Genomic DNA, 21,664 nt, shown 5'->3' on the forward strand with positions numbered 1-21,664 from the left:
GCACGGGCCGTGCCCCTGACCACCGGTGCTATATCAGGTGATCAGGGGGAAGGTGTGGGTGGGCAGCCAGAGGTCTATTACTGGTGGTCTGCTGGGGCTCGTTTCGGTGTCGCCGCGGGGTGGTGGGTGCAGGTGCCCGTGGGATTTCAACCGATGATGCCGTCGGCACAGTGCCCAGAGGTTCTTGGCCTGGGTCGTCCCGCCTGAGTCCCATGGGATCTGGTGGTCGAGGTCGCAGCGTTCTGCGGCGACGGTGCAGCCTTGTGTCTGGCAGCGCCCGTCTCTGAAGATGATCGCCTCTCGCAGCCGCTGTGGTGGGTACCGGCCGGAGTAGGTGACGGTGAGGACATCGACGTCGGCGTCGCCGGCCCGGGGGCGGGTGATGCCTTCGTACCAGTTGTGCTCCGCGTCGGGGTCACCGGCAAGGGCACGGGCCTGGTCTGCGTCCAGCGCCCAGGACCGGTCGGCTGAGATCGCTGGTTCGTTGGTCTCTCCGGTGAGGGTGGTCTCGGGGATCATGATCATGATCTTCGCCTCCACCGGTGTTGATTCATCGGTGGGGTTGGTGCGCAGCCACGCGGAGAACAGATCTGCTTCCCGCTGGGCCAGCGTCGGAGACTCACCTGCCTGACCCGGGCGGCCACACTCACCTGCCCCAGCGCCATGCTCGCGGGACCAGGAGCCCGCCGACCCCTGCTGGGCGCCTGCGGCCGCGGTGTCTTTGGCTGCAGTGTCTTTGGCAGCACTGTGGTGGCGGCGGGTGATGATCTTCAGCCGCTTCTCGATGGCGGCGGCTTCGATAGTGGGCAGGAAGGCGGAGACGATGCTCATCCCGTTGGGCAGGTGGGCGAATTGCACATGCCGCCGGGTGCGGGTGGTCCGGGTCAGGCGCTCATAGGCTTCGAAGTCGGTCTTGGCGATGTAGCGGGCCAACCAGTGGGCGAAGTCGCTGGTGCTGCGGGCCGCGGCCTGCTCGGCCGCGGCGGCGTCGACGATGGCCAACACGTGGTCATCAAGCTCACAGCCGGCGTCGACGATCTTACGCAGCCGGGGAAGGTCGATCAGCCCGGTGTGGAAGGCCTGCCAGGTGGCCGGCAGGTGGTTGCGGGCGAAGCCCGCGGCGTCCAGGATGACCCCGGCGGTCATATCACTGACCCCCAGCAGCTGCGACGCCTCAAGGTGGGCAGCCCGCACCGCTTCCTGGTCCGGGATGCCACCCTCGGTGCGGCACTCGGCCACCACCCGGTCGGTGTAGTCCAACAGGGCGGTCAGCTTGGCCGCCTCCGCCTTGCGGGCGGCGGCCTGGTGCTCCCACGCGGCAGCCAGCTCCGGCTCGAAGCCCAGGTGCTCCACAGCCTGGGGCATCGGCGGGTCAAGAACTGGCAGCTGGTCCATACCCACCAGCCTAAACGTGGGGTAGGACACACCCACTGTCATCCACTACTCTCTGCTGCACCTCATGCGGGCTGGCCCGCCGTTGATGCCTCGTGACGGAGGTATTCCCTAAAATATCTACATACGTATAATTGTAGACATGAAGTCCTTCAGCATTGGCCAGCTGCGGCAGAACCCCACGGGCGCCTTCGACGAGGTTGAACGGGGCGAGACCGTCATTGTGACGCGCTATCGGAAAGAGATTGGACGAATCGTGCCTGGGAGCCCAACCCGTCGCGCGCCGACGGGTGCTCAGGTGTTGGAGGCTATGCGCAGGTCTCCGCTTTCCACAGATGACAACTGGGCCCAAGAGCTCACAAGGGACCGTGCAGAGGATCGTGCCGAAGATCCTTGGGTTGCCTGATGCGGGCTGTGCTGGACACCAATATTCTGATCGCCATGACAGCCTTCGACGAGGCAGAACCCGACTTAGCCGACGTCACCGAAGCTGAGGTGAGCGAAATCTCGTGGGCAGAGCTTGTGCGAGGCTTGCATCTGGCACCTACCGCATTGGCGATGAAGAGTAGATTGCGTCGGTATCAGGAACTGAGGGGCCTCTTAGGCTCCGGCCTACCGTTTGATCAGCACTGCGTGAATGCGTACGACAGTGTCATGGATGCCGTTTCAGCAGCTGGGGGAGACGCGCGAGCTAGGCGGCTGGATCGTATGATCGCCGCGACGGCGGTTGCTGAGAGGCTCCCGTTGGTGACGCGCAATGCTGCCGATTTTCGGCAGCTGAGCCCATTGCTGGACGTTGTTGAACGCTGAATCGCGCCCCGAAGTGCCTTGACCTGTCCCGACAGACAAAGTTACATGTCCTGAGTCTGTCACAGTGAAGTCGATTACTCCCTGCCGCGCATCAACCGCCAGACCCAGCTCTGATCGTAGCTGGTATCCACATGGGGAGTTCCAGTCTCGTGTTCGAAGTCTTCCTTGTTCATGGCTGGCGTTTGTTCGATCCTCTGGTGAACCACTTCGAGCCGCACAGCCAGGGCAAGAGCTTCGTCGACGTCGTCAATATATTCCGACTGGCCGGAGTGAAGGCCTACGCGCTGGGCGCCAGGAGCTGGCGGCGCCGTCCAGACAAATTCGATGGGACCGCGCCTGGGCCCGGAGCCGTTGGCTTCGTTGGTTGTTCGCCGGCCCCGTTTCGGCCCATCGCTGGCGGGTGACGTGTTCTCACCGGAGGTGAAGCCCATGCACCGCAACTTCAATGGGCCCGTCTTCACGCCCAAGGTAGTCAGCGGACTGTGGGTGACGTGAAGCCTACGTTCCGCTCTCCTCGGCACGGATGCGGAAGCTGCTCGGGAAGCCGGGGTCGGTGATCGCCGGGCGAGTCAGGCTGAACGGTTCGATGGGGTGAGGTGTCTCTCCCGCGGTCAGCAGGTCGGAGAGGATCTGGCCGACCAGGCTGGCGAACTTACCGGCGTGGCCTGCGCCGTTGAAGATTGCCACGTGGGGGTGCTCAGGCAGCGTGTCGAGGACGAAGTTGCGGTCCTTCGGCATGTCGTAGACACACGTCTTGTGCAGCAGCGCCGGCCCGGCCGCCCGTGGCAGGTGCTCGGAGAGGAAGCCCTGGAGCAGGCTTCCTTCGGTGTCGTCGCCATCGAACTTTCGGTCCTCGCTCGCGATGAAGTGGCCTCGCATGTCTCGGGCGATCTTCGTGGCCGCCTCGCCATAGACGGGAAACCCGTAGTAGACATCCTGGCCGTGGTAGATCCAGATCGGATGCCGTTCAGGCGCGAAGTCCGGCAGGTGAGGGCTGGAGAAGTAGCTCACCTGCTCCTGGGAGAGCGTCAGTTCGTAGGAGAGTCCCAAATCGTGCATATGCTCTTGAAGCCACGAGCCGGTGGCGACCATGAGCTTCTCGGCCTCGAATACGCCGGTGGAGGTTTCCACCGTGACGTGGTCGTCATGAAGTTGGATCTTCCCGACCTTCGTTCGCGGTCTGAAGTGGACACCGCACGCCATCGCCAACGAGGTGTGAGCGCTGACTGAGCGTCGGATGTCGATGATACCGCCGTCGCGTTGCCACAGCCCTACCGTTGAATCACTGACCTGCCACTGCGGGTAAGCGTCACGCACCTCGGAGGCGGTGAGCTCCGAGTACTCGACCCCAGCCTCGTCCAGAGCCTGCTTATAGGTGCCGAAGCCAGCGCCGGGGGTGACTGCCGGGTCCGTAAGGTCGAGGCCTCCGGTCCGCAGGTACACCGGAAGACAGCTGTGCTCCTCCACCTGCTTCCAGCTTTCGAACATCGCATCGGTGAGGCGGGTATAGTCCGCGGAGTGGTAGACCCTCCGGATGATGCGGGAATGGTCGCCCGATGAGTTCAGGGTATTCACCAGATCAAACTGCTCCAGCACCAACACGTCTTTGACCCCGCGCTCGGTCAGCCAGTAGGCGGCCGCGGAGCCGATGGCGCCGGCACCGATAACGATGTGTGAATGACGCTCGACCATGGTGCCCATAGTACGGTTCGCGCGCAGCCTGGCACCACGACCGGAAGTCGCAGGCTCCAAGCAGAATCACGGGGTGCGGTCGGACGAGACAAGCTGAGGCGCATACACATGAGATCACTTGCGACGCCCTTGGGCCATGGAGAAACGTGTGGTCAACCTATTTTCGGTCAGCTCCAGCCTGCGGATTGTGGCTTCGCCCTGCTTTGCGGATGTGGAGTTGAACCACCTGCGTATGCACCGACAGCCCCAGAACGAGGATTCCCAAGCGCGGTTTCCCGCAAACCAGCAGGTCGGCTCGCTGAACCTTCACCTCCCTGAAGAGTGGGAACCAGTCGACGTCGCAAGTTTCGATCAGGGCGAGCGAGGGGGAGAGCAGGACGAGGAGTCTGGCTGCGATTGAGACGGTTCGCGAAAGTGGAGCACACACGAGCGCGACCATTGCCGGGCACTGGTGACCCGGGGCGTGGAGCTCGACGTGCTGGGTATCGGCTACGACTCGATCACTGATGAGCAGCGCCAGGCCGTGGTGGAGGCCCACCCGCGCCCGGATTTCAAGAATCGGATCCTCGAAGCCTTCCACGGTGGGCTCAAGGGCCGGCCGGCGACCACCTTCGGCAACGTCAAAGCCGATGTGTTGGATTACTTCGAGCCGGAATTCGAGCGCAAGAACTTCGTCGACGTCATCAAGAACTCAGACTGGCCGGAGTGAATCAGCGCACCACTTCGACGACGGCGGCAATCCCTAACCCTCCGCCCACCGAGACTGCGGCTGCCCCGAGCGTGCCAGCCGGCGCGCCGGATCGAACCAGGCGGCTGAATAACCGCACCACCGCGACGGCGCCACTGGCTCCCCACGGGTGGCCCAGCGCCAGTGCCCCTCCCTCGGCGCATACTCGTGGGTCGTCTTCTGCGATCCCGAGCCGGTCCAGCACGGCGAGGGTCTGCGCGGCAAAGGCCTCCACTATCTCCACGGCGGCCAGGTCCCCGACGTCTGCCCCGAGCTCGGCCAGCGCCCGCTGCAGCGCAGGCGCGGCTCCGAGACCCGGTAAAGCGGGGTCGCATCCCATGATCGCTTGCGAACGCAGCGCGAGCCCCGGCACCATCCGTGCCTGCGTGGCCGAGGCTGGCGCGAGCAGCACCGCAGCTGCGCCGTCGTTGATACGGGTGGAGTTGCCGGCAGTGACAGTGCCTCCATCGACAAGGGGGCGCAGCCGGGGTATCACCTCGGGCCGTCGTCCAATCCCTTCGTCCGCCTTCAGGCCTCCCAGCGGCACCAGTTCGGACCGGAGGCGCCCGGCGGTCAGCGCATCTGCCGCGCGCCGGTGACTCTGCATGGCGTAGCTGTCCTGACGCTGCCGCGTGATCCCGTCAGCGGCGGCTAAGTCTTCGGCGGCCTGGGGCATGTCCGGATCAGAGAAGCCCTCCGGGGCGAACGCGGCCCGGGCATAGGGAACTCCTTCGAATGAGCGTGCGGGCGCGGTCGAGGGACTCTCGGCACCGCCAGCCAGCCGCAGCCCAGGATCACCTGCACGGATCGGCGCCGCGGCGTCGAGGATAGCCGCCAGACCGCTGCCGCATTGCCTGTCCACCGTGCCCCCCGGCACCTGGGTGCCCAAACCGGCAGCCAGTGCGGCTAGGCGTGCGGGATTGCCTCCCGGGCCCATGCAGTTACCGAGCACGACGTCGCGGATCCCGTCTGTGGCTGCCACGAGCCCTTCGGCGTCCTCGCATACCGCGCGCAGCACTGGCGAAGTCAGTCCGGTCAGGTTTAACTGTGCCAGGCGGTGGCCTATGGCGGCGATGGGCGTGCGGCGGGCAGCGACGATCACCGGGGTGGAGGAAGGCAAGTCAAGCAAGTCGGGGTACCTGTCTTGCTTCGGCCTGGTCCTGCAGGATGCCACGAGCGGGTTTTCCTGAGGTGGTCCGTGGGATCTCTGTGCAGAACCAGAGGCGGGGGCGGTGGGTCGGAGCGAGCAGGCGGTCCGCCGCACATCTGAGTGCCGCAGCGGTCGGGGGCGCAGCTTCCTCGGGTTCCACCGCCGCGGCGACCAGTGCCCCGACTCGTGGCCGCCGCAGCCCGAAGACCACAGCATCGGCCACACCGTCCACGCTGCGCAGCACGGCTTCGACCTCTTCGGGGATAATCGTTGCGGAGGCGCTGAGAATGGCGCTGTCGGCTCGTCCCAGCAGGTGTAGGCGCCTGGCCCTATGCCGCTTGTCCCACTTCCATTCGGCCCGATCTCCTACGGTGGCCCATGAGCCGCTGCGTATCAGTGGCCCGGCCCGTGCTTGTCCTGTACCGGGGAGATAGCCTTCGGCAAGATAAGGCGAGCGCACCCAGAGCTCATTGTCATCCACCTTGATGTCCACTCTGGGAAAGGGCACCAGGCCTTGGCCTGTGTCCATTGCCACCAGGGAGAGCTCGGCGGCCCCGTAATAGGCGATGACCCGGATGCCAAGGTGTTCTGCCTGCTGGCGCAGCTGTGAGTCAAGATGAGATCCGCCCACCAGGGCTGTCCGCAGCATTGGGGGGGCTCCGGCTTCAAGCAGTGCCCGGAATGTCTGCGGGGTGCCGTGGAAGCAGGTGGCCTCAGCAAAGTCCCCCGACTTGGGGGTGCGGCCTGCCGCGAGCAGCGGAATGGGACCCCCGGCCAGCCAATGCCCCAGAGAAAAGAGTGTCAGGGACGACGACGCCGGGCCGGGCAGCGCGACGCGGTCCTGCGGGCCGATGCCTAAGCCGTCCTCCAACGCGGGGTAGGAGAGCTCCCAGGAGGCCGCGGTGCGCAGCACGATCCGTGGGGAGCCGCTGCTACCGGAGGTCAGTGCGGCCCAGCCGACCCCGGGTGGACAGCTCTGAGCCATGAGCTCGTCGGCGATCCGGCGCCACTGCGGCTCCGGCCAGCTGTCATCGCCCACCAGCGGAACATCTCCGGCCGCCCGTATGCTGTGCAGCCGTTCCAGCAAGTCCTGTGGGCTGAAACCCCGCAGTGGAACAAAGCTGGGCTGGTGGCTCATCAGTTGATCTCCTCGATGCCGCGTGCGCAGAGGGCCCGTCCGGTGTCCCGGGCGTAGGCCACTGCGCTCAGCAGAACAGGGACCGTCCGGGCCCGTATGCTGCGTTCGAGTCCGCGGGCCCGAGCTTGCTGCCCGGCCAGATAGAACTGGTCGGCCAAGTAGGGGATCGCCCGCAGGGTGACCAGGGCGGCGAGCACGATCTTGCCGGTGGGGACCCCGAGCAGTCGCAGCGGTTTCAGCAGCGCCCGGAAGACGCCGAGCAGCTCATGCGTAGTGGTGCTGAGAATAAGCAGGTGAGCCGAAAAGAGCCCGGCCAAGACCCTGCTGAAGACTTCCAGGCCGGTGACCAGGTCGTTGAAGGCCAACTGGGCCGCCAGCATCGCGGCCAGCAGCAGCCAGATCCGGCGCAGCAGGGTCAGCAGCATCCCCGCCGGGATGCGGGCTGCGGCAGACACAATGATGACGGCGGCTAGGACGGCGAGGTTGAGCTGCGGCTCGCGAATGATCATCACCCCAAGCGCGACGGCGGCCAGTACCGTGACTTTCAGCCCTGCCGGGGCCCGGTGCAGGAAGCTGTTCCCTGGGGCGCGTTGGCCGAAGACCTGGTCCCGGGGTTGCAGCGGACGGGGCCTGCGCCGACGCAGAACGGTGCTCATGCCGGAAGGCTCGCGTGGTCTGTGCGCCTGATGTACTCGGTGATGACCTCGGCCGGTGCCCCGTCGAGGCTGATAGCGCCGTCCTCGATCATCAGGCAGCGCTGTGCTCGGGCGGCCAGCTGCAGGTCGTGGGTGGCGGTGACGATCTGAATCTGCTGGGCTGTGCACATCTGTTCCACGGTGTGCATGAAGCGGCCAGCATTGACCCGGTCCAGCAGGGTGGTGGGTTCATCCAACAGCAGCAGCCGTGGCTTGAGCACCACGACCGTGGCTAGGGCCACCAGCTGCTGCTGGCCGGCGGAGATCTCGTGGGAGCTGCGTTCGGCCAGGTCTGCGATGCCCAGGTGCTCCAGGCAGTCGCGTACGGCGGCGCGGCGCTCGCGGGAGTTCTTGATGCGTCCGCGCAGGGAGAGCTCCACATCCTCCAGCGGGGTGGGCATGACCAGTTGGGCGGCGGGGTTTGCGAAGACGAAGCCGACCTGCTGCCGGACGTCGGAGCCGGCGTCGATGGTGTCGAGCCCGTTGACGCTCACGTGGCCGTAGCTGGGTTCGATCAGGCTGTTCATCAGCTGCAGCAGGGTGGATTTGCCGCCGCCGTTAGGCCCGATCACGCTGATCCGCTGCTCGGTGAGGTGCAGGTCGGGAACTTCAAGCAGCTGCCGCTCACCGGCCAGTACCCGTACCCCGGTGAAGGTGATGCCTGCGGGGGGCATCAGCGCCGGACCAGAATGGAGGGATAGGCGCGGTGGACCAGTACGGCGATGACAGCGGCCAGGACGGTTTTGACGGCGTCTCCGGGCCAGAAGACCAGGTCCATGGCGAAGGCCTCCATCAGGGAGACGTCCAGGTTCAGCGCCATACCTGGGATGCCGAGGAGCCGGTAGGAGGCCAGGCTGGCGGCGAAGCCTCCCACGGTGAACAGCAGCACCCACCACCTGCGGGAGGCGTGGCGGATCACGTAGAGCGCGAGCAGTCCAGTGAGGAACGCGGCGACGGGGAAGGCGATGATGTAGCCGACTGATGGTCCGGCCAGCACCCCTAGGCCACCGCGAAACCCGGAGAACACCGGAAGCCCGAGCAGGCCGAGGCCAACCCAGAGCCCCACGGCGGCTGAGCCTCGCCAGGGCCCGAGGATCAGGCCGGCCAGCCCGGCACCGAGGGTGCCCAAGGTGATCGGTACCCCGAAGTTGCCCACCGGGATCGGCGGGGTGAAGTGCAGCACGGCCATCAGGGCGGCGAAGCCCCCGATCAGGGCGATGCCTTGGGTGTGGCTGGTGCCGCGCCCCCGGCGCGGTGTGGCGGCGGTCTGCTCTGCGGGTGCGGGATCGGCGTGGTTCTTCAGGTCAGTCATGGGCGTGGGCTTTCGTGCTCGTCGTGTCGGGGGAGTGGGGAGCCGGGTTAGGCGTTGGGGGCGAATTCGGTGCCGGCTCCGCGGCGCCGGATCTCCGGGGTGGTGGGGTCCATGTGCTCTAACAGCTCGGAAGGATCCTGGGTACCGCCTTCGGGGGTGAGGATCACGAATCCCTGGTCTGCCAGGAGGTGCAGATCTTCGGCGACGGCCTGGCCGTGGCTGGTGAGGTAGTCGCCCAAGAACAGCGAGTTGGCGGCCTCCAGTGCCAGCGGCTGCAGGGAGCGCAGGTGCATCTCCCGACCAGCAGCGATCCGGATTTCCTTGTCTGGGCAGATCAGGCGCGCCAAGCAGACGATGCTCAGCGCCCGGTGCGGGGTCAGCTCCCAGGTGCCGGCTAGGGGTGTGCCGTCGAAGGGCATCAGGAAGTTGATGGGGATGGAGTCAGCATCGATCTCTTTGAGGGCGAAGAGCGCCTCGACGATCTGCTCGTCGGTCTCCTTCATCCCTACTATGAGGCCGGAGCAGGGGGAGAGACCAGCGGTCTTGGCGCGTTCTATGGTGTTGACCCGGTCGGAGTAGGTGTGGGTGGTGACGATGTTGGCGTGGTGGGATTCGGCGGTGTTGATGTTGTGGTTATAAGCGTCGACGCCGGCCTCGGTGAGTCGTTCTGCTTGGCCGTCTTTGAGCAGGCCGAGGCAGGCGCAGACCTCGGCCTGCGGGGACTGGTCCCGGATCACGCTGACCATGTCGGTGACCCGTTCGACGTCGCAGTTGGAGGGGCCCCTTCCGGAGGCGACCAGGCAGACCCGGGAGGCGCCTGCCCGCAGCCCGGCGTGGGCTTGTGCTGCGGCGTCCTCGGTGGAGAGCCAGGAGTAGCGCAGGGTCTCTGCTTGGGAGCCCAGCCGTTGGGAGCAGTAGCCGCAGTCTTCTGGGCACAGGCCTGATTTGAGGTTGACCAGGTAGTTGACTTTCACGGTGTTGCCGAAGTGGTGGCGCCGCACCTTGGAGGCGGCTGCCACCAGCTGCATCCGGTCAGCTTCCGGGGTCTGCAGGACGCCCAGTGCCTGCTCGGGGGTGAGCGCGCCGCCGGCGAGCAGCTCTGTGGCGCAGTCGGGTAAGGACACCGCTTTTGAACACTGTTCAACCGTCATGGCGAACAGTGTAAGCCGTATTGAACGGCGTTCAAAAAATGGTGGGGTACGCGGCTGTCGTCCCAGGCGTGGAGGGATGCGTAGCGGTGGACTCAGATGGTGGTGTCCTGGCGCAGCAGCAGCTGCATGGTCTTGGTGTAGAGCTGTCCGCCGGTGGGGTCTTCGCGGCCGAAGAGCCGGGCGTTTTGTTCCAGGGCGATCGCACCCAGGGCCGAGCGGACCAGCAGCTGGGCCCGTTCGGCGGCATCTTCAGGGGTGAACCCTTGGCGGCGGAGGGAGACTTCCAGTTCAGGGACGGGGGGGAGGTCGTGTTCTAGGGGGTAGGCGATGAGCATGAGGTCTCCGCTGTCGCGCAGCTGCAGCAGGAGGTGGCGGAACTCTGCCATCAGCTCAGCCGGGGTGGCCGCGCTGCCGTGGAGGGGTGCCAGTGCCCGCTGTGCTACCAGGTGGAGGAGCTGTTGTTTGTTGGGCACGTGGTAGTAGAGCGCTCCGGGTTTGACGTCCAGGGTGGCGGCGATCCGCCGCATGGAGACGTCCTGCAGGCCGTATTCCTGCAGCAGGTGGAGCGCGGCCTCCACGACCCGGTCAGCACTCAGCGCCATACCGCTACGTTATCGCCCATGCCGCACACACTCGGGCCCCGGCGTCCACGAAACGGAAATCCGTATCACGGGCTGACCCAGGAGCTGTATCTGATTTTCATTGGTGTGACGCTGGTGCTGTACGCCCTGCATGAGAACACGCTGGGCTTCTTCAACGAGGGCGAGCCGCAAACGCACTACGAGGTAGCACTGCCTTGGTGACCCCGGGGTGTGGAGCTCGACGTGCAGGATCACTTCGAGCTGGACTTTGAGCGCCCGAACTTCGTCGACGTCATCAAGAACTCCGACTGGCCGGAGTAAGCCAGCGCGATGGACGGTAGAAGCCGGCGCCGAGCGGGGGGAGTGCCCGGGTCAGCCGGTGGCCAGCTAAGCCTTATTGCCGGCCAAAAATCCACCGCGGGACTGTGCCGCAGTACTCGGTGAACTCGGCACCAAATTTCTGCTGAAGCGCGGCCTCCTCCGCGGCGATCTGGCTGCGGTTCATCAACACCACGAACCCAACCAACGGAAGTGCGGCCCGTGGACTCCTGTACAGCAGTGCATAGGCTGTGAGCACACCGGCTAGCCCCACATACATCGGGTTGCGGGAGATCCGAAACGGCCCACCGGTCACCAACGTGGTGGCTCTATGCACTGAGAGCGGGCTGATGGTGGTCCGGTGCCGATAGAACGTCACCGCGGAAGCTCCGATCATCCCCACTGAACTCACAGCCACAGCTGCTGCACCCGCTTTACTGGCCGACGACGGCGACCGCCCCTTACTCATCAGCGCCTTCTGAATTAGGCCAGCGGCTGCTGCGATCAGCGGAGGTGGAATATGGATGTGCATGGTTATCACGGCTCCTGTTTTCATCGTCTCGGGCCAGCACAGGTACCTGCCATCTTCGTGCCCACAGCATCGCACAGCAGTTCCTCCCGGAGGGTCTGATGTCGACGACGCCTGGTGTCGAGGGCACCTGAGCACCTCTGCACCCGATGTATGGTCAACTTATGCTGACCGTAGCTCCGCGTCCCGGCCACGTTCAGGCTGACATCTTCCGCTGATGCTCACCCTCGCGGTACAGGCTGTCCTGCTGTTCATCGTCACCACTATCGATGACCTGATCGTCTTATCGCTGTTCTTCGGCCGTGGCCGCGGCCAACCAGGCACCACTAGGCGTATCATGCTGGGCCAATACCTGGGTTTCAGCGCCATTCTGATCACCTCACTGATTGCGGCCCTGGGAGCCCAGAGGCTTCTGCCTCAGGAAGCACTTGCGTATCTGGGTGTGATTCCCCTGGCGCTGGGGCTGCGGGCGGCCTGGCGTTCCTGGCGCACACCGGATCACGACGACGAAGCCCAGTTCGGCGCCAAACGGGTCACCGTCACTGCAGTGGCTCTGGTGACTGTGGCAAACAGCAGCGGCGACATCGGCGTCTATGTTCCGGTATTCGTCACTCTCACCGGTGGTGAGGTCCTGGTCTGCTGCCTGATTTTCTTGGTGTTGGTTGCCGCGCTGGTTCTGGCTGCTCGGTGGATCGCCTCACGCAGGTTGATCGCCGACGTTCTCGACCGCTGGCAGAGTGTCCTCTTCCCGGTGGTGCTCATAGCGTTAGGCATCATCATCCTGGTCACCGGAGGCGCCTTCGGCCTCTGAACCTAAGAAAGAGAGACCTTGATTGGAGCATAAGAAAGTGCATCAATAGATATAGGTTTCTGTGTAAGGAGGTTCAAGGTGCGGACTACGGTCACATTGGATGGCGAACTGCTGGCTCGCGCCGAAGAGCTCACCGGAACGTCGCAGCGGTCGGCGTTGCTCCACCAAGCACTCGAGGCACTGGTGCGTCAGGAAAGTTCCAGACGGTTGGCTGCCCTTGGTGGGACGGACCCACAGGCACAAGCGGCTCCCCGGCACAGGAGCGAGCCAGAAGCGAGGACCTCTGTGTGATTTTGGTCGATACTGCAGTCTGGATTGATCACCTTCATCAATCGGAACCTGAACTGAGTCGGTTACTGGAGCAGGACCGGGTCAACGCTTCTTTTCGGCTCAACACCGACTCAAGGTGATGAGCCATAGAAATCCCGACGGCGGCCATGGAGAACCGTGTGGTCAAGGTATCCCCGGTCAGCTCCAGCCAGCGGATTGTGGCTTCGACCTGCTTGGCGGAGGCGGAGTTGACCACTTGCGAATGCAGCTCTGCGGAGCATCCCTCCGAACTCACCCTCAGCTCCCCTTCTGCCAGTTCAGTCTGCCCGGTGGGCTGGGCGAGGATGAGCTCCATCCTGGATTCACTGGGGATACGCAGATAGCCAGTCTCCACGTGCATCGGCATACCATCCGGTGACCAGGTGCGCTGGCTGTAGCCCAGGAAGGGCTTACCCACATCAGTGAAGGTGAGCTCTTCGACGTATTCGAAATCCTCGATGGTCGGATATTCCCCACGGCCAGCGCCTCGCCACGTTCCGAGAAGCTGTGCCGCCGGCTGCAGGCTGGGGTGAAGGCTCATGCCACGACTCTATACACCAGGCGCAGCCTTCCGGCCACGTCTCCGCAGACGCATAATGGTAGACATGAAGTCCTTAAGCAGCGGCCTTCCGCGGCAGAACCTCACGGGTGCCTTCGAAGAGGTTGAGCGGGGCGAGACCGTCATTGTGACGCGCTATCGGAAAGAGATTGGACGAATCGTGCCTGGGGCCTGTCCCGGCGGACCCCGACAGACCCAGAGGTGTTGGCGGCTATGCGCAGGTCTCCCTTGTCCGCAGATGACAATGGGGCCCAAGGGCTGACAAGGGACAGTGCCGAAGATCCTTGGGTCGCCTGATGCGGGCTGTGTTGGACACCGAGACGTCGTAACCGATGCTGGACAGTACGACGACGACCACTGGATTCACGATCCCAGCAGCCACCGGCGGTGGATACCCACCAGGTCGCCGCGTCATCGACGGAGTCCTCCTCTTCGGACGGCCGCAGTCCCCGCCGTTACCGGAAAAGGCGACGAATCAGGCGGTGCGCACCGCGACGGGTGGCGCGCTTGCCCACCGCCTTTGGTCCACGCTGCACAGCACGTGCATCACCACGAGCCCTGCGCAAACGCAACAGCCAATTCAACATGCTGACCTCCTATGCACCGTCAGTAACCCCTCGAGGGTACCTGCAGATATTGCACGTGAGGTCCACACTGGTACCGGAAGCGATGAACACACCAGCTTGCCAGGGCATTCCCGCAGGGGAAGGCGTCGGCGCACACTGAGGCCTTCCACCGCGGTGACCGCATTAGGAATTTTTCTTGTGGCCTGCGGCGGCGATGATGCCGAGAATCCTGAAGACAGTGATGAGCGATTCCCCGCCAACCAACAGATCGGACCCATGAGCCTGCACGTCCCCGAAGCATGGGAAGAGTTCGACGTCGAAAGTTCCGATAAGGGCGAGACCACCGGGTTCAGTGAAGCCCAGGACGGCACCGCTGAGCGTTACGTGATGACTCGAACAGATTTTCCGGGGGCGCGGAACGTCGGCAGTGCCAACAGGGTGATGTCTGCTGAAGTCCAGTACCGCGGGGGCCAGATAGAAGAGGTTGAAGAGGTGGAGATAGCCGGTGCCGATGTGGCCTGGAGGGCGGACCTGGCCCGGTGATCGCGGCGAAGTCACCGCCCGTTACTGGATCGCCCACGACGAGGACTCAGGGGTGATCGCCGCAGCCGAATACGGCGGTTACTGGGATGGACCAGGAGGAACTGGATGCCTACGAAGAGACCCTAGAACTCATTCCGGCAGCCCGAGAGTAAACGGCAAATTCTAGGACGGGGTGCCCGCTAGGGGCGGCAAAGCCAGCGAGTTCTCAGTCTGTCATCTCGGCTTGGGGTGCTGAGATGACGTTCGAGGGCCGGCCCTCTGGGAGGACATCCGTGTTAAGCAGCGGGTCGGTGCGCCGCTCACTCTCCGGCAGATTCATCGCTGCGGCCAAGAGGTTTCCCACTCGCTGAGCAGCCTCCAGCCCCGTCCCGCTTGCCGCCCAAGGGCTGAATGTCAGTTTGATATTTTCATCCTTGGTGATGATCTCTATCTCTGGGGTCTGCTTGCCGCGCTCGCGAAATCGCACGTAGCGGACATCCGTGAGGGCGAAGTCGTGCTCGATGACACCTTCTTTCCGAACGGCATTATGAGTTGAGATGAAGAACCGCTTAGGCGTTACGCCAAGGTACGCGTCGGCGGTCCCACGCCGATCGAGGTTGACGTCTGCAAGGGCCAAGAGGGGGCCCTCGCCAGGGAGAATCCAGCGCAGAATTCGGAGGATATCCTGGGGTGATCCTTCTTCGAAAACTTCTACCGCTGGGTCTAGCTCGGCTGGTCGTGTGTGCACGCGATTGCGAAGTGCCGCAACGTGTTCAGCCAGCGACATAGCCATCACGGCTGTGTCCCGGTCACTTTGCCGCTTGCTGATGAACGGAAGAGTCCACTCTCCAGGAAGTTCAGCAGTCAGGCGCGAGTGTGTTTCCAGCCGGCCTAGCAGATCAGCGAGCTTATCCATCGATCTCGTGTGCTCTCGTTTTGTCTCTGCCACTAGTTGGGCTAGCAGCCCTTCGTTCTCGGCGGCGTTGGCTTCATCCCGAAGAATGTGGGCAGCGCGTAAAACCTGCGCTCGGTGCCAGGATCCTTCGGCCATGAGCATGCCATGAGCGTCAGCGATAATTCTTTCAGCGTGCTTCTGAATGTAGGCCCGGCGGCCCTTGATGTCAGTGTCAAGGGCTTTCACGTGATCATCCACAAATTCGGTGAAGAGCAGACGCTGACTACGCAGGTCCGGTTCTCTCGTCGAGATGGGACTGTAGACGTGGTCGTTGACCACACCGGCCGCACGAGCTTCCCGAACGGCTCGCAAGGTTGTTTCATGAAGTCCCTGCAATCGCGCCCATTGATCCTGATGCAGGGCCATCAGTACGTCGCGGGTGACTTGGATATTTTCATCAAGTCGTTGTGACATCGAAGCCATCTGCACCTGCAGGGCCAATAGCGTCGCGGCGGGTCCCAGCGATGAGAGTATCTGTGCGCTCTGCGCCGCCGTGGCAGGTTCCCAGCGGATGAAGGACCGGATGGTGCTGTTGCTGTCGACCAGCGCACCTAAGTTCTCGCCAGCTGACCTCATAGGCTTCAAAGTCTTAAGATCTTTCAAGGTCTTAGGGGTGAGGCGCACGAGTCCTTGGGCGTTCTGCATACCCTGCGCCGCCTGGGCGGCGACATTTCCGATCCCGGTCGCGACCGCAAGCTGGTCTGTCAGGCGCTGACGTGCCTGAGAGTTCATCATCTCGAAGGGGACCACATCAAAATCAGCGATCTGATCATCGCCGAATAGCACCGCTATGCCCGGTTCGATCTCCACCAAAGAGGCGCTCGCTTCTTCGGTCGGTCCATCCACGGCTTCTTCTGACCTTGACATGCGTTTCCCCCCGCGGTTGAGCAGACTCTCCTGTCACTACTGACCCAAGCGTACTCAGCGCCGGAGGGTTGTGCGTCACACACTGTGGCAGTCTGTAGACAACTACGCGTTGAATCACCCCGCAGAATTGAGGAGATGGGAATTGAGTAACGCCGAGGACCTAGACGTCCGCGAACGTGACCTTCGACGCCGTTGGCACCAGGCGCACATCGAACGGTTCGACGCCGAGAACGTCGCCGGTGAGACCTCCTGGCGTTCCCGCAGGCTGGCTCCTCACGATGATGAGGCTCGAGCATTCCTGGAACGGTTGCGCAGCACCCGTGATCTCAGCGACTTCCAAGCGACAACTGATCGCTGGGTGCGCAGTTTCCAGTCAGATTACAGCGGCCCTAGCGGTCAGATGATCATCAACCAAGTGAACAAGCTCTCGCCGGATCCCGAGGAAGCTGTCACTGTCCTGCTGGATGCGCTGTCGACTCCGGTCAACCTGGAAGATGCGGTGCGGAAGGTGCGACTCCTCGCTGACCATCTGCGGGCCATTCGGGTCGGAGCCCATCCCAGCCCGAGACGCGCACCCTTCGTCGCCTCATGGTATTGGGGCCTCGACGCCCCCGAGACATGGCCAGTGGCGTGGCCGAGCTCGTCTGACTACTTCGTCTATTGCACCGGCACCCCCGAGTACGAGGACCAGGGCACCCGCTACGCGGAGCTCTATGACTTTGCGATGAACCTCGACGGTGACCCACTCCGGTTCGAACAAGTCGCCGCATGGTGGGCCGAAGAGCGTCCCATTGTATTCCACGAAGTCCTCTGTGATCGCGCTGCCCTGCGGGAGGACGCCAAAGACCGCGACGACGACCCCGAACTCTTCCGGGGGAACGCCCAGGCGCTTGTGGCCGTCGCGCAGCATATCGGGGGCTCCTTAGAAGCGAAGGTGGCGGAGGCGACCGGCCGCACGCTCAAAGCACACAAGCCTCAAGTGATGGCGAATAAAGAGTGGCCCCGGGGGGACCTTTGGATCGACTGGCGAGTCCCCAAAACCTATGGTCTAGCGGTTCGTCTTTGGCTCAACCGAAAGGGCTTTGCGATCGGGCTGCGTCCTTTCCCAGACGCGGATACCGGCGCCACAGAGCGCGCACTGGAGGCTATCGACAGGCAATCACTACCCGGTTATGAAGTCCTTAAGGGACGTGACTCCCGTGTGGGTAAAGATGTGGGCTTCACAGGGGGCGGCACCGGTGAAGTGATCTACGCACGATGGTTCGACCGAGCTTCTGTGGCGTCAACGGACCTAGCTGCGGAGGTGCTCAGAGCAGCGGACGACGTGGCACCTCTCATCGCAGACTTGAGCGGTGATGCCGTGCCCGAACAGGACGGTGATGAGTTGGCTGACAGCGTCACCGAGTTTAAGGAGACGACCGGATACCCTACGGCCAGTCACGAGCAGGACATGGCTCATCAACGAGAGTTCGCCAAGCTCCTCGACCCCGAAGAGCTGGAAATCGTCGATCGTGTTGATCTTCGCCGAATTTGGAACTCGGGCCGATACGGCGGCACGGGGCCTATGTCATCTCTGAATACCACCATTCGCGATGCCGACGATGCTGAGTATCACCGAATCATCGAGACCTTTGCCTACCTCTGTTGGGGCGACGATTCGCCCGCAGAGCGCATCGACCGTGTCCTCGAAGACTCGCAGCACCAAGTCAAAGGACTCGGTGAGTCGGTCATCATGAAAATGCTCGCGATTAGCCATCCAGACCGTTTCATCACTGTGTACCCGTACACGGGACCGAAAGGGAAGTTGAGGATGCTCAAGCTGCTGGGCATACCCGCTCCGACAGCATCGTCCCGTGGTCAGCTTCAAGTCGCATCAAATGACGCTCTGCGTTCGCGCCTGGACCCGTACTTCCCCGGCGACCCGTTGGGCATGGGACAGTTTCTCTACTGGTTCGCTCAACGAGATGACGAGCCGGAGGTCGAGCTTGTCGAAGACCCGCTTGATGAATTGGCTGATGAGCTGTTGGTGGGCCGGGAGTTCCTCGATGATGTGGTGGCGCTGCTGGAGGACAAGAAGCAGGTCGTCTTCTACGGACCACCCGGAACTGGTAAGACATACTTCGCCCGGAAACTGGCGCACGCACTGGTACCGGACGCTGAGCGTCGACCAACCGTGCAGTTCCACCCATCCACCTCGTATGAGGACTTCTTCGAAGGCTACCGACCCGAGACCGACGCCGACGGCGTGATGACCTATCGGCTGCAGAAAGGACCTTTGGCAGAGCTCGCCGCCCGTGCAGCTGAGGCGCCGGGCCGGCGCCACGTGATGATCATCGATGAGATCAATCGCGCCAACTTGCCGAAAGTCCTCGGTGAGCTGTTGTTTCTCTTTGAGTACCGAGATACTCCGGTTCGTACTCTCTACCGCCCGGATGACCCCTTCGAACTGTCCCAGGACATCTGGTTCATCGGCACGATGAATACGGCGGACCGGTCCATCGCGCTGGTTGACGCGGCTCTTCGGCGCAGATTCCACTTCATCCCGTTCTTCCCGAATCACGGTCCCATGGCTGGTCTCCTCGATCGCTGGCTCGAACGTGAGCACGAACCCGCATGGGTGGGTGAGCTGGTGGCCCAAGTCAACGACGAATTGGAGCGGGACCTTGGTGGCCCGCATCTGCAGCTCGGTGCCAGTCACTTTATGAAGCACGGTCTCAACCAAGACGCCCTCCGCCGCATTTGGCAGTACGACATTGAGCCCTTCATCGAGGATCAGTTCTTCGGCGACGCAGCCAGCATCGACAGGTACCGGTTTGACCAAGTCTGGAGTCGTTTCAGTCACCTGGCCGGGGAGTCGATCGGTGAAGAAGCAGCCGACGACGACGATACAGAGGCCTAGCCATCGTGCCGGTCCTTTTTGAGTACGGCTCCGTCTATCTGAACCTGAGCCGCAGCCAGGCTGAAGCTCTCAATCGGTCGGGCTTCGTGGACGTTGCCCCTGCCGAGGGGGACCGGTGGCGTGTGACGGCGTCGTCCTATGTTGGATCTCTGGTGGTCGACGGCGTCGAACTTCTGATTCGCCCGAAGATCAACCCTGAGAACCTCTTCCTGCTGCTGGAGCCTGGTCTGCCGCCGGGAGCCTGGAGGAGGGAAGCCTTCAACTACGACGCATCTTCGGACCTGCTGCCCTCAGTCATCGCGTTCTTCGCCAGGACAGTCGACACCACTCTAGGAAGAGGGGTCCTGCGCTCGTACCAGGCGCGGGAGGAGTCTTTGACCGCCTTGCGCGGCCGGATGGATGTGGCGGGTCAGTTCAAGCGCGCAGGTCTTCTCACTCCAATAGCGAGTAAGTATGACGACTTTACCGAGGACATCGTGGAGAACAGGGTGCTGCGAGCCGCAATTCGTGTGGCGCTGCGGGTGCCACGTGTGGCTCCCACCGAACGCCAGCGACTGATGCGGCAACTCGCATCATTGGAAGCAGTTGCCGACGTTCCGGTCCGCGTCGAGACGGTTGACAGCATTCACTTCACTCGACTCAACCAGCACTATGCACCGGCTTTGGGCCTTGCTCGCCTGGTGCTGGCGAACCTCACTCTGACCGACGCCCGGGGTGCCGTCTCTGCCTCCTCGTTCATGGTCAACATGAACGATCTGTTCCAGCGTTTCGTGACTGAGAGGCTGCGCCGAGCTCTGCGGGGGCGATTAGAGGTCATTGACGAACCGACCGTGTACCTGGCTCAGGGCCGCCAAGTCTCTATGCAACCGGATCTCGTGTTCCGCGAACCTGGGGGAGCGGACCGTCTGGTGGGAGACATCAAGTACAAACCTGCGGTGGACGCCCGAGGGCGAAGCAGTGATTACTATCAGCTGCTGGCGTATGCGACCGCAATGGACCTGCCTGAAGGGATGCTGATCTATTGTCGTGGCCAGGACGACGCCGACCGGCGGACCTTGACGGTTAAGAATGTTGGAACTCAGCTCACGCTCCAATCGGTCGATCTGTCAGGCTCCCCAGACCAGGTTGAGCACGAGGTTGCTGCCTTGGCGCAGACGATTGCCAGGACTGCAGGACGAGTTCGCTAACAACCATCACCTCACGGTGTGCCGGCCTCAAGGGTTGAGCGCTCTGGGTAAGCTGAACCCACTCGCATCCGAGGGGATGGAAGGAAGGCGCACGTCAATGTCAGGAATCACGCCGAATTACCGCTCTATTCGTCAGCTGCTCCAGGGGCGATCGTTCTCGATCGATGAGTACCAGCGCGAGTACAAGTGGGAGCGCGGCAACGTTGAGGAGCTGATCACGGATCTGCTGACCACGTTCTTCAACGACTACCGCGAGGGCCACACTGCCCCTGCAGGCAAGTCCCGTGTAGTGGTGTAGCTGGCTCTGTTGTGTGAAGTCTCGGGACATCGTGGATGCTTCTGTCTCATATGATCGTGGACAGTTGGTCTCATGACATCGTGGGCACTTCGGTTTCGTGTTGTGTTCTGGCATGGGCTCCAACACTGTGCCCGCCGATGTGCGCTGGGCGATTGCGAACTGGCCCGAGGACTCTGAGCGGGGTGAGGTGAAACGTTTCTGTCAGCGGCAGGGCATTAGCCGCTCGGTGTTCTATAAGATCCGCCGTCAGGCGCTTGAGCAGGGCCCGGTCGGTGCGACAGAGCCGGGATCACGGCAGCCGCTGAACAGCCCGGGGCGCACCGACTCTGTCGTGATTGAGCACGCGCTGGCGGTGCGGGTATGGCTCATCGAGCAGAGCCTGGATGCTGGGCCGTTGTCGGTGCTGGCCAGGATGCGCCGCCAAGGCCTGAACCCGCCCTCACGGGCCACGCTGGCCAGGGCCTTCGCCGCGGCTGGCGTCTCTAAGCCGGAACCGCGTAAGCGGCCCAGGGCGGCCAATCGTCGATTTGTCTATCCCGCACCGAACCGTTGGTGGCAGATCGATGCCTTCACCTGGTCGTTAGCCGACGGGACTGCGACCACGATTCTTCAAGTTATCGACGACAACACGCGACTGGCATTGGCGACCTTGGTGGCCGAGGGTGAGAGGAGTAAGGCCGCGCTGAAGGCCGTTTCCACCGCGGTCCGTCGGTGGGGTGTGCCGCAGCGGCTGCTCTGGAGACAGCGGGCTGGCGTGCAACCCCACCCGTCGAGGCTTCACCGGCAAGCTGGTCGACTACCTGGTCGATCTTGGGGTCAAGCCCATCACCGGCAATCCCGACCGGCCCACCACTCAGGGCAAGAATGAGCGGTTCCATCAGACTCTGCAGAAGTGGCTGAATGCGCGTGCGCCTGCGCACTCGATCGAGGCGTTGCAGATCATGGTTGAGGAGTTCGACACCTACTACAACTATGAGCGCGTTCATCAGGCGTTGAGCGACAAGACGCCGATGGAAGCCTGGGAGGCCACCGATCCCGCACCGCCGCCGGCCCCGGAGCCGCGCATGCCCAACATGCCGCCCTCGGCCCAAACGCAGGCAGAGAACGCCGAAACCGGCCCCTGAGCCGAGACCGCGCCCCATCCCAATACCCGTGCCCCCTTAGCGCTGCACCCCAGCGTGGGCAGCGCCGATCTG

General features: G+C 63.3%; 24 protein-coding genes. 11 read left to right on the top strand and 13 right to left on the bottom strand.

Annotated elements, in window-relative coordinates; translation table 11 throughout:
* Positions 1-33 precede the first annotated feature (33 nt).
* The gene (locus tag FHX47_RS00875; protein WP_183357020.1) at positions 34-1,395 is read right to left on the bottom strand and encodes an HNH endonuclease; all 1,362 of its coding nucleotides are present in this window, start codon (positions 1,393-1,395) and stop codon (positions 34-36) included.
* A gap of 411 nt (positions 1,396-1,806) precedes the next feature.
* On the opposite strand from FHX47_RS00875, the gene FHX47_RS00880 reads away from it, so the two are divergent.
* On the top strand, positions 1,807-2,202 hold the full coding sequence (locus tag FHX47_RS00880) for a PIN domain-containing protein (RefSeq protein WP_183357021.1): 396 nt from the start codon (positions 1,807-1,809) through the stop codon (positions 2,200-2,202).
* Positions 2,203-2,276: 74 nt separating this feature from the next.
* Here the strand turns inward: FHX47_RS00880 and FHX47_RS00885 are convergent, their stop codons facing one another.
* The gene (locus tag FHX47_RS00885) at positions 2,277-2,633 is read right to left on the bottom strand and encodes a hypothetical protein (RefSeq protein ID WP_183357022.1); all 357 of its coding nucleotides are present in this window, start codon (positions 2,631-2,633) and stop codon (positions 2,277-2,279) included.
* A 67-nt stretch (positions 2,634-2,700) separates the two neighbouring features.
* Positions 2,701-3,894, bottom strand: coding sequence for an FAD-dependent oxidoreductase (locus tag FHX47_RS00890; RefSeq protein ID WP_183357023.1), 1,194 nt, complete (start codon positions 3,892-3,894; stop codon positions 2,701-2,703).
* Positions 3,895-4,030: 136 nt separating this feature from the next.
* Here FHX47_RS00890 and FHX47_RS00895 point away from each other — a divergent pair, with 136 nt between their 5' ends.
* Together FHX47_RS00895 and FHX47_RS00900 are read left to right on the top strand one after the other, a co-directional pair.
* Positions 4,031-4,294 carry a hypothetical protein gene (locus FHX47_RS00895; RefSeq protein ID WP_183357024.1) on the top strand — a complete coding sequence of 88 codons (264 nt, stop codon included), beginning with the start codon at positions 4,031-4,033 and terminating at the stop codon, positions 4,292-4,294.
* Between the two features lie 63 nt (positions 4,295-4,357).
* Positions 4,358-4,603 carry a hypothetical protein gene (locus FHX47_RS00900; protein ID WP_221205952.1) on the top strand — a complete coding sequence of 82 codons (246 nt, stop codon included), beginning with the start codon at positions 4,358-4,360 and terminating at the stop codon, positions 4,601-4,603.
* Position 4,604: 1 nt separating this feature from the next.
* Here FHX47_RS00900 and FHX47_RS00905 read toward each other — a convergent pair whose 3' ends face one another.
* The 7 genes from FHX47_RS00905 to FHX47_RS00935 form a co-directional block, all read right to left on the bottom strand.
* On the bottom strand, positions 4,605-5,750 hold the full coding sequence (locus FHX47_RS00905) for a thiolase family protein (RefSeq protein ID WP_343064248.1): 1,146 nt from the start codon (positions 5,748-5,750) through the stop codon (positions 4,605-4,607).
* The gene (locus FHX47_RS10750) at positions 5,743-6,909 is read right to left on the bottom strand and encodes an AMP-binding protein (RefSeq protein WP_183357025.1); all 1,167 of its coding nucleotides are present in this window, start codon (positions 6,907-6,909) and stop codon (positions 5,743-5,745) included. Before FHX47_RS10750 ends, FHX47_RS00905 begins: the two co-directional genes overlap by 8 nt.
* Complete coding sequence (locus FHX47_RS00915; RefSeq protein ID WP_183357026.1) at positions 6,909-7,565, bottom strand: CbiQ family ECF transporter T component; 657 nt, start codon at positions 7,563-7,565, stop codon at positions 6,909-6,911. Before FHX47_RS00915 ends, FHX47_RS10750 begins: the two co-directional genes overlap by 1 nt.
* Positions 7,562-8,278 (bottom strand): energy-coupling factor ABC transporter ATP-binding protein, encoded by a 717-nt coding sequence (locus FHX47_RS00920; RefSeq protein WP_183357027.1) that lies wholly within the window; start codon positions 8,276-8,278, stop codon positions 7,562-7,564. The genes FHX47_RS00915 and FHX47_RS00920 overlap by 4 nt, the downstream gene beginning before the upstream one ends.
* Positions 8,278-8,916: a biotin transporter BioY gene (locus FHX47_RS00925; RefSeq protein ID WP_183357028.1), complete on the bottom strand. Its 639-nt coding sequence runs from the start codon at positions 8,914-8,916 to the stop codon at positions 8,278-8,280. Before FHX47_RS00925 ends, FHX47_RS00920 begins: the two co-directional genes overlap by 1 nt.
* Positions 8,917-8,963: 47 nt before the next feature.
* Positions 8,964-10,067 (bottom strand): biotin synthase BioB, encoded by a 1,104-nt coding sequence (gene bioB, locus FHX47_RS00930; RefSeq protein WP_183357029.1) that lies wholly within the window; start codon positions 10,065-10,067, stop codon positions 8,964-8,966.
* A gap of 92 nt (positions 10,068-10,159) precedes the next feature.
* Complete coding sequence (locus FHX47_RS00935) at positions 10,160-10,669, bottom strand: TetR/AcrR family transcriptional regulator (RefSeq protein ID WP_183357030.1); 510 nt, start codon at positions 10,667-10,669, stop codon at positions 10,160-10,162.
* A gap of 18 nt (positions 10,670-10,687) precedes the next feature.
* Here FHX47_RS00935 and FHX47_RS00940 point away from each other — a divergent pair, with 18 nt between their 5' ends.
* Positions 10,688-10,870: a hypothetical protein gene (locus FHX47_RS00940; RefSeq protein WP_183357893.1), complete on the top strand. Its 183-nt coding sequence runs from the start codon at positions 10,688-10,690 to the stop codon at positions 10,868-10,870.
* A gap of 172 nt (positions 10,871-11,042) precedes the next feature.
* Here the strand turns inward: FHX47_RS00940 and FHX47_RS00945 are convergent, their stop codons facing one another.
* The gene (locus FHX47_RS00945) at positions 11,043-11,384 is read right to left on the bottom strand and encodes a methyltransferase family protein (RefSeq protein ID WP_221205954.1); all 342 of its coding nucleotides are present in this window, start codon (positions 11,382-11,384) and stop codon (positions 11,043-11,045) included.
* Between the two features lie 328 nt (positions 11,385-11,712).
* Here FHX47_RS00945 and FHX47_RS00950 point away from each other — a divergent pair, with 328 nt between their 5' ends.
* Both FHX47_RS00950 and FHX47_RS00955 read left to right on the top strand, forming a co-directional pair.
* The gene (locus FHX47_RS00950) at positions 11,713-12,306 is read left to right on the top strand and encodes a cadmium resistance transporter (RefSeq protein WP_183357031.1); all 594 of its coding nucleotides are present in this window, start codon (positions 11,713-11,715) and stop codon (positions 12,304-12,306) included.
* A gap of 78 nt (positions 12,307-12,384) precedes the next feature.
* A complete protein-coding gene (locus FHX47_RS00955; RefSeq protein ID WP_183357032.1) occupies positions 12,385-12,597 on the top strand; it encodes a type II toxin-antitoxin system VapB family antitoxin in 213 nt (70 codons plus the stop codon).
* Positions 12,598-12,634: 37 nt separating this feature from the next.
* On the opposite strand, the gene FHX47_RS00960 is transcribed toward FHX47_RS00955, so the two are convergent.
* Entirely contained in the window at positions 12,635-13,156 is a 522-nt protein-coding gene (locus FHX47_RS00960) for a heme-binding beta-barrel domain-containing protein (protein WP_183357033.1), read from the bottom strand.
* Positions 13,157-13,914: 758 nt separating this feature from the next.
* Between FHX47_RS00960 and FHX47_RS00965 the strand changes: the two genes are divergently transcribed.
* On the top strand, positions 13,915-14,283 hold the full coding sequence (locus tag FHX47_RS00965; RefSeq protein WP_183357034.1) for a DcrB/PsbP domain-containing protein: 369 nt from the start codon (positions 13,915-13,917) through the stop codon (positions 14,281-14,283).
* A gap of 205 nt (positions 14,284-14,488) precedes the next feature.
* Here FHX47_RS00965 and FHX47_RS00970 read toward each other — a convergent pair whose 3' ends face one another.
* A complete protein-coding gene (locus FHX47_RS00970; protein WP_183357035.1) occupies positions 14,489-16,084 on the bottom strand; it encodes a hypothetical protein in 1,596 nt (531 codons plus the stop codon).
* Between the two features lie 109 nt (positions 16,085-16,193).
* On the opposite strand from FHX47_RS00970, the gene FHX47_RS00975 reads away from it, so the two are divergent.
* The 4 genes from FHX47_RS00975 (at position 16,194) to FHX47_RS00990 (ending at position 21,592) form a co-directional block, all read left to right on the top strand.
* A complete protein-coding gene (locus tag FHX47_RS00975; RefSeq protein WP_183357036.1) occupies positions 16,194-18,983 on the top strand; it encodes an McrB family protein in 2,790 nt (929 codons plus the stop codon).
* A 122-nt stretch (positions 18,984-19,105) separates the two neighbouring features.
* Positions 19,106-20,170 (top strand): McrC family protein, encoded by a 1,065-nt coding sequence (locus tag FHX47_RS00980; protein ID WP_343064249.1) that lies wholly within the window; start codon positions 19,106-19,108, stop codon positions 20,168-20,170.
* 97 nt (positions 20,171-20,267) lie between these two features.
* On the top strand, positions 20,268-20,468 hold the full coding sequence (locus FHX47_RS00985; RefSeq protein ID WP_183357894.1) for a DUF262 domain-containing protein: 201 nt from the start codon (positions 20,268-20,270) through the stop codon (positions 20,466-20,468).
* Positions 20,469-21,184: 716 nt separating this feature from the next.
* Entirely contained in the window at positions 21,185-21,592 is a 408-nt protein-coding gene (locus tag FHX47_RS00990; protein ID WP_183357038.1) for an integrase core domain-containing protein, read from the top strand.
* The last annotated feature ends 72 nt before the right edge of the window (positions 21,593-21,664 follow it).

This window comes from Garicola koreensis (assembly GCF_014195445.1).
In the GTDB taxonomy this organism is placed as follows: domain Bacteria; phylum Actinomycetota; class Actinomycetes; order Actinomycetales; family Micrococcaceae; genus Nesterenkonia; species Nesterenkonia koreensis.

What these genes read in the sequence shown, in the direction of transcription:
- FHX47_RS00875 (WP_183357020.1), bottom strand. Translation starts at nt 1,395, where the DNA reads ATGGACCAGCTGCCAGTTCTTGACCCGCCGATGCCCCAGGCTGTGGAG.
- FHX47_RS00885 (WP_183357022.1), bottom strand. Translation starts at nt 2,633, where the DNA reads ATGGGCTTCACCTCCGGTGAGAACACGTCACCCGCCAGCGATGGGCCG.
- FHX47_RS00890 (WP_183357023.1), bottom strand. Translation starts at nt 3,894, where the DNA reads ATGGTCGAGCGTCATTCACACATCGTTATCGGTGCCGGCGCCATCGGC.
- FHX47_RS00895 (WP_183357024.1), top strand. Translation starts at nt 4,031, where the DNA reads ATGGAGAAACGTGTGGTCAACCTATTTTCGGTCAGCTCCAGCCTGCGG.
- FHX47_RS10750 (WP_183357025.1), bottom strand. Translation starts at nt 6,909, where the DNA reads ATGAGCCACCAGCCCAGCTTTGTTCCACTGCGGGGTTTCAGCCCACAG.
- FHX47_RS00915 (WP_183357026.1), bottom strand. Translation starts at nt 7,565, where the DNA reads ATGAGCACCGTTCTGCGTCGGCGCAGGCCCCGTCCGCTGCAACCCCGG.
- FHX47_RS00920 (WP_183357027.1), bottom strand. Translation starts at nt 8,278, where the DNA reads ATGCCCCCCGCAGGCATCACCTTCACCGGGGTACGGGTACTGGCCGGT.
- FHX47_RS00925 (WP_183357028.1), bottom strand. Translation starts at nt 8,916, where the DNA reads ATGACTGACCTGAAGAACCACGCCGATCCCGCACCCGCAGAGCAGACC.
- bioB (WP_183357029.1), bottom strand. Translation starts at nt 10,067, where the DNA reads ATGACGGTTGAACAGTGTTCAAAAGCGGTGTCCTTACCCGACTGCGCC.
- FHX47_RS00935 (WP_183357030.1), bottom strand. Translation starts at nt 10,669, where the DNA reads ATGGCGCTGAGTGCTGACCGGGTCGTGGAGGCCGCGCTCCACCTGCTG.
- FHX47_RS00940 (WP_183357893.1), top strand. Translation starts at nt 10,688, where the DNA reads ATGCCGCACACACTCGGGCCCCGGCGTCCACGAAACGGAAATCCGTAT.
- FHX47_RS00950 (WP_183357031.1), top strand. Translation starts at nt 11,713, where the DNA reads ATGCTCACCCTCGCGGTACAGGCTGTCCTGCTGTTCATCGTCACCACT.
- FHX47_RS00960 (WP_183357033.1), bottom strand. Translation starts at nt 13,156, where the DNA reads ATGAGCCTTCACCCCAGCCTGCAGCCGGCGGCACAGCTTCTCGGAACG.
- FHX47_RS00970 (WP_183357035.1), bottom strand. Translation starts at nt 16,084, where the DNA reads ATGTCAAGGTCAGAAGAAGCCGTGGATGGACCGACCGAAGAAGCGAGC.
- FHX47_RS00985 (WP_183357894.1), top strand. Translation starts at nt 20,268, where the DNA reads ATGTCAGGAATCACGCCGAATTACCGCTCTATTCGTCAGCTGCTCCAG.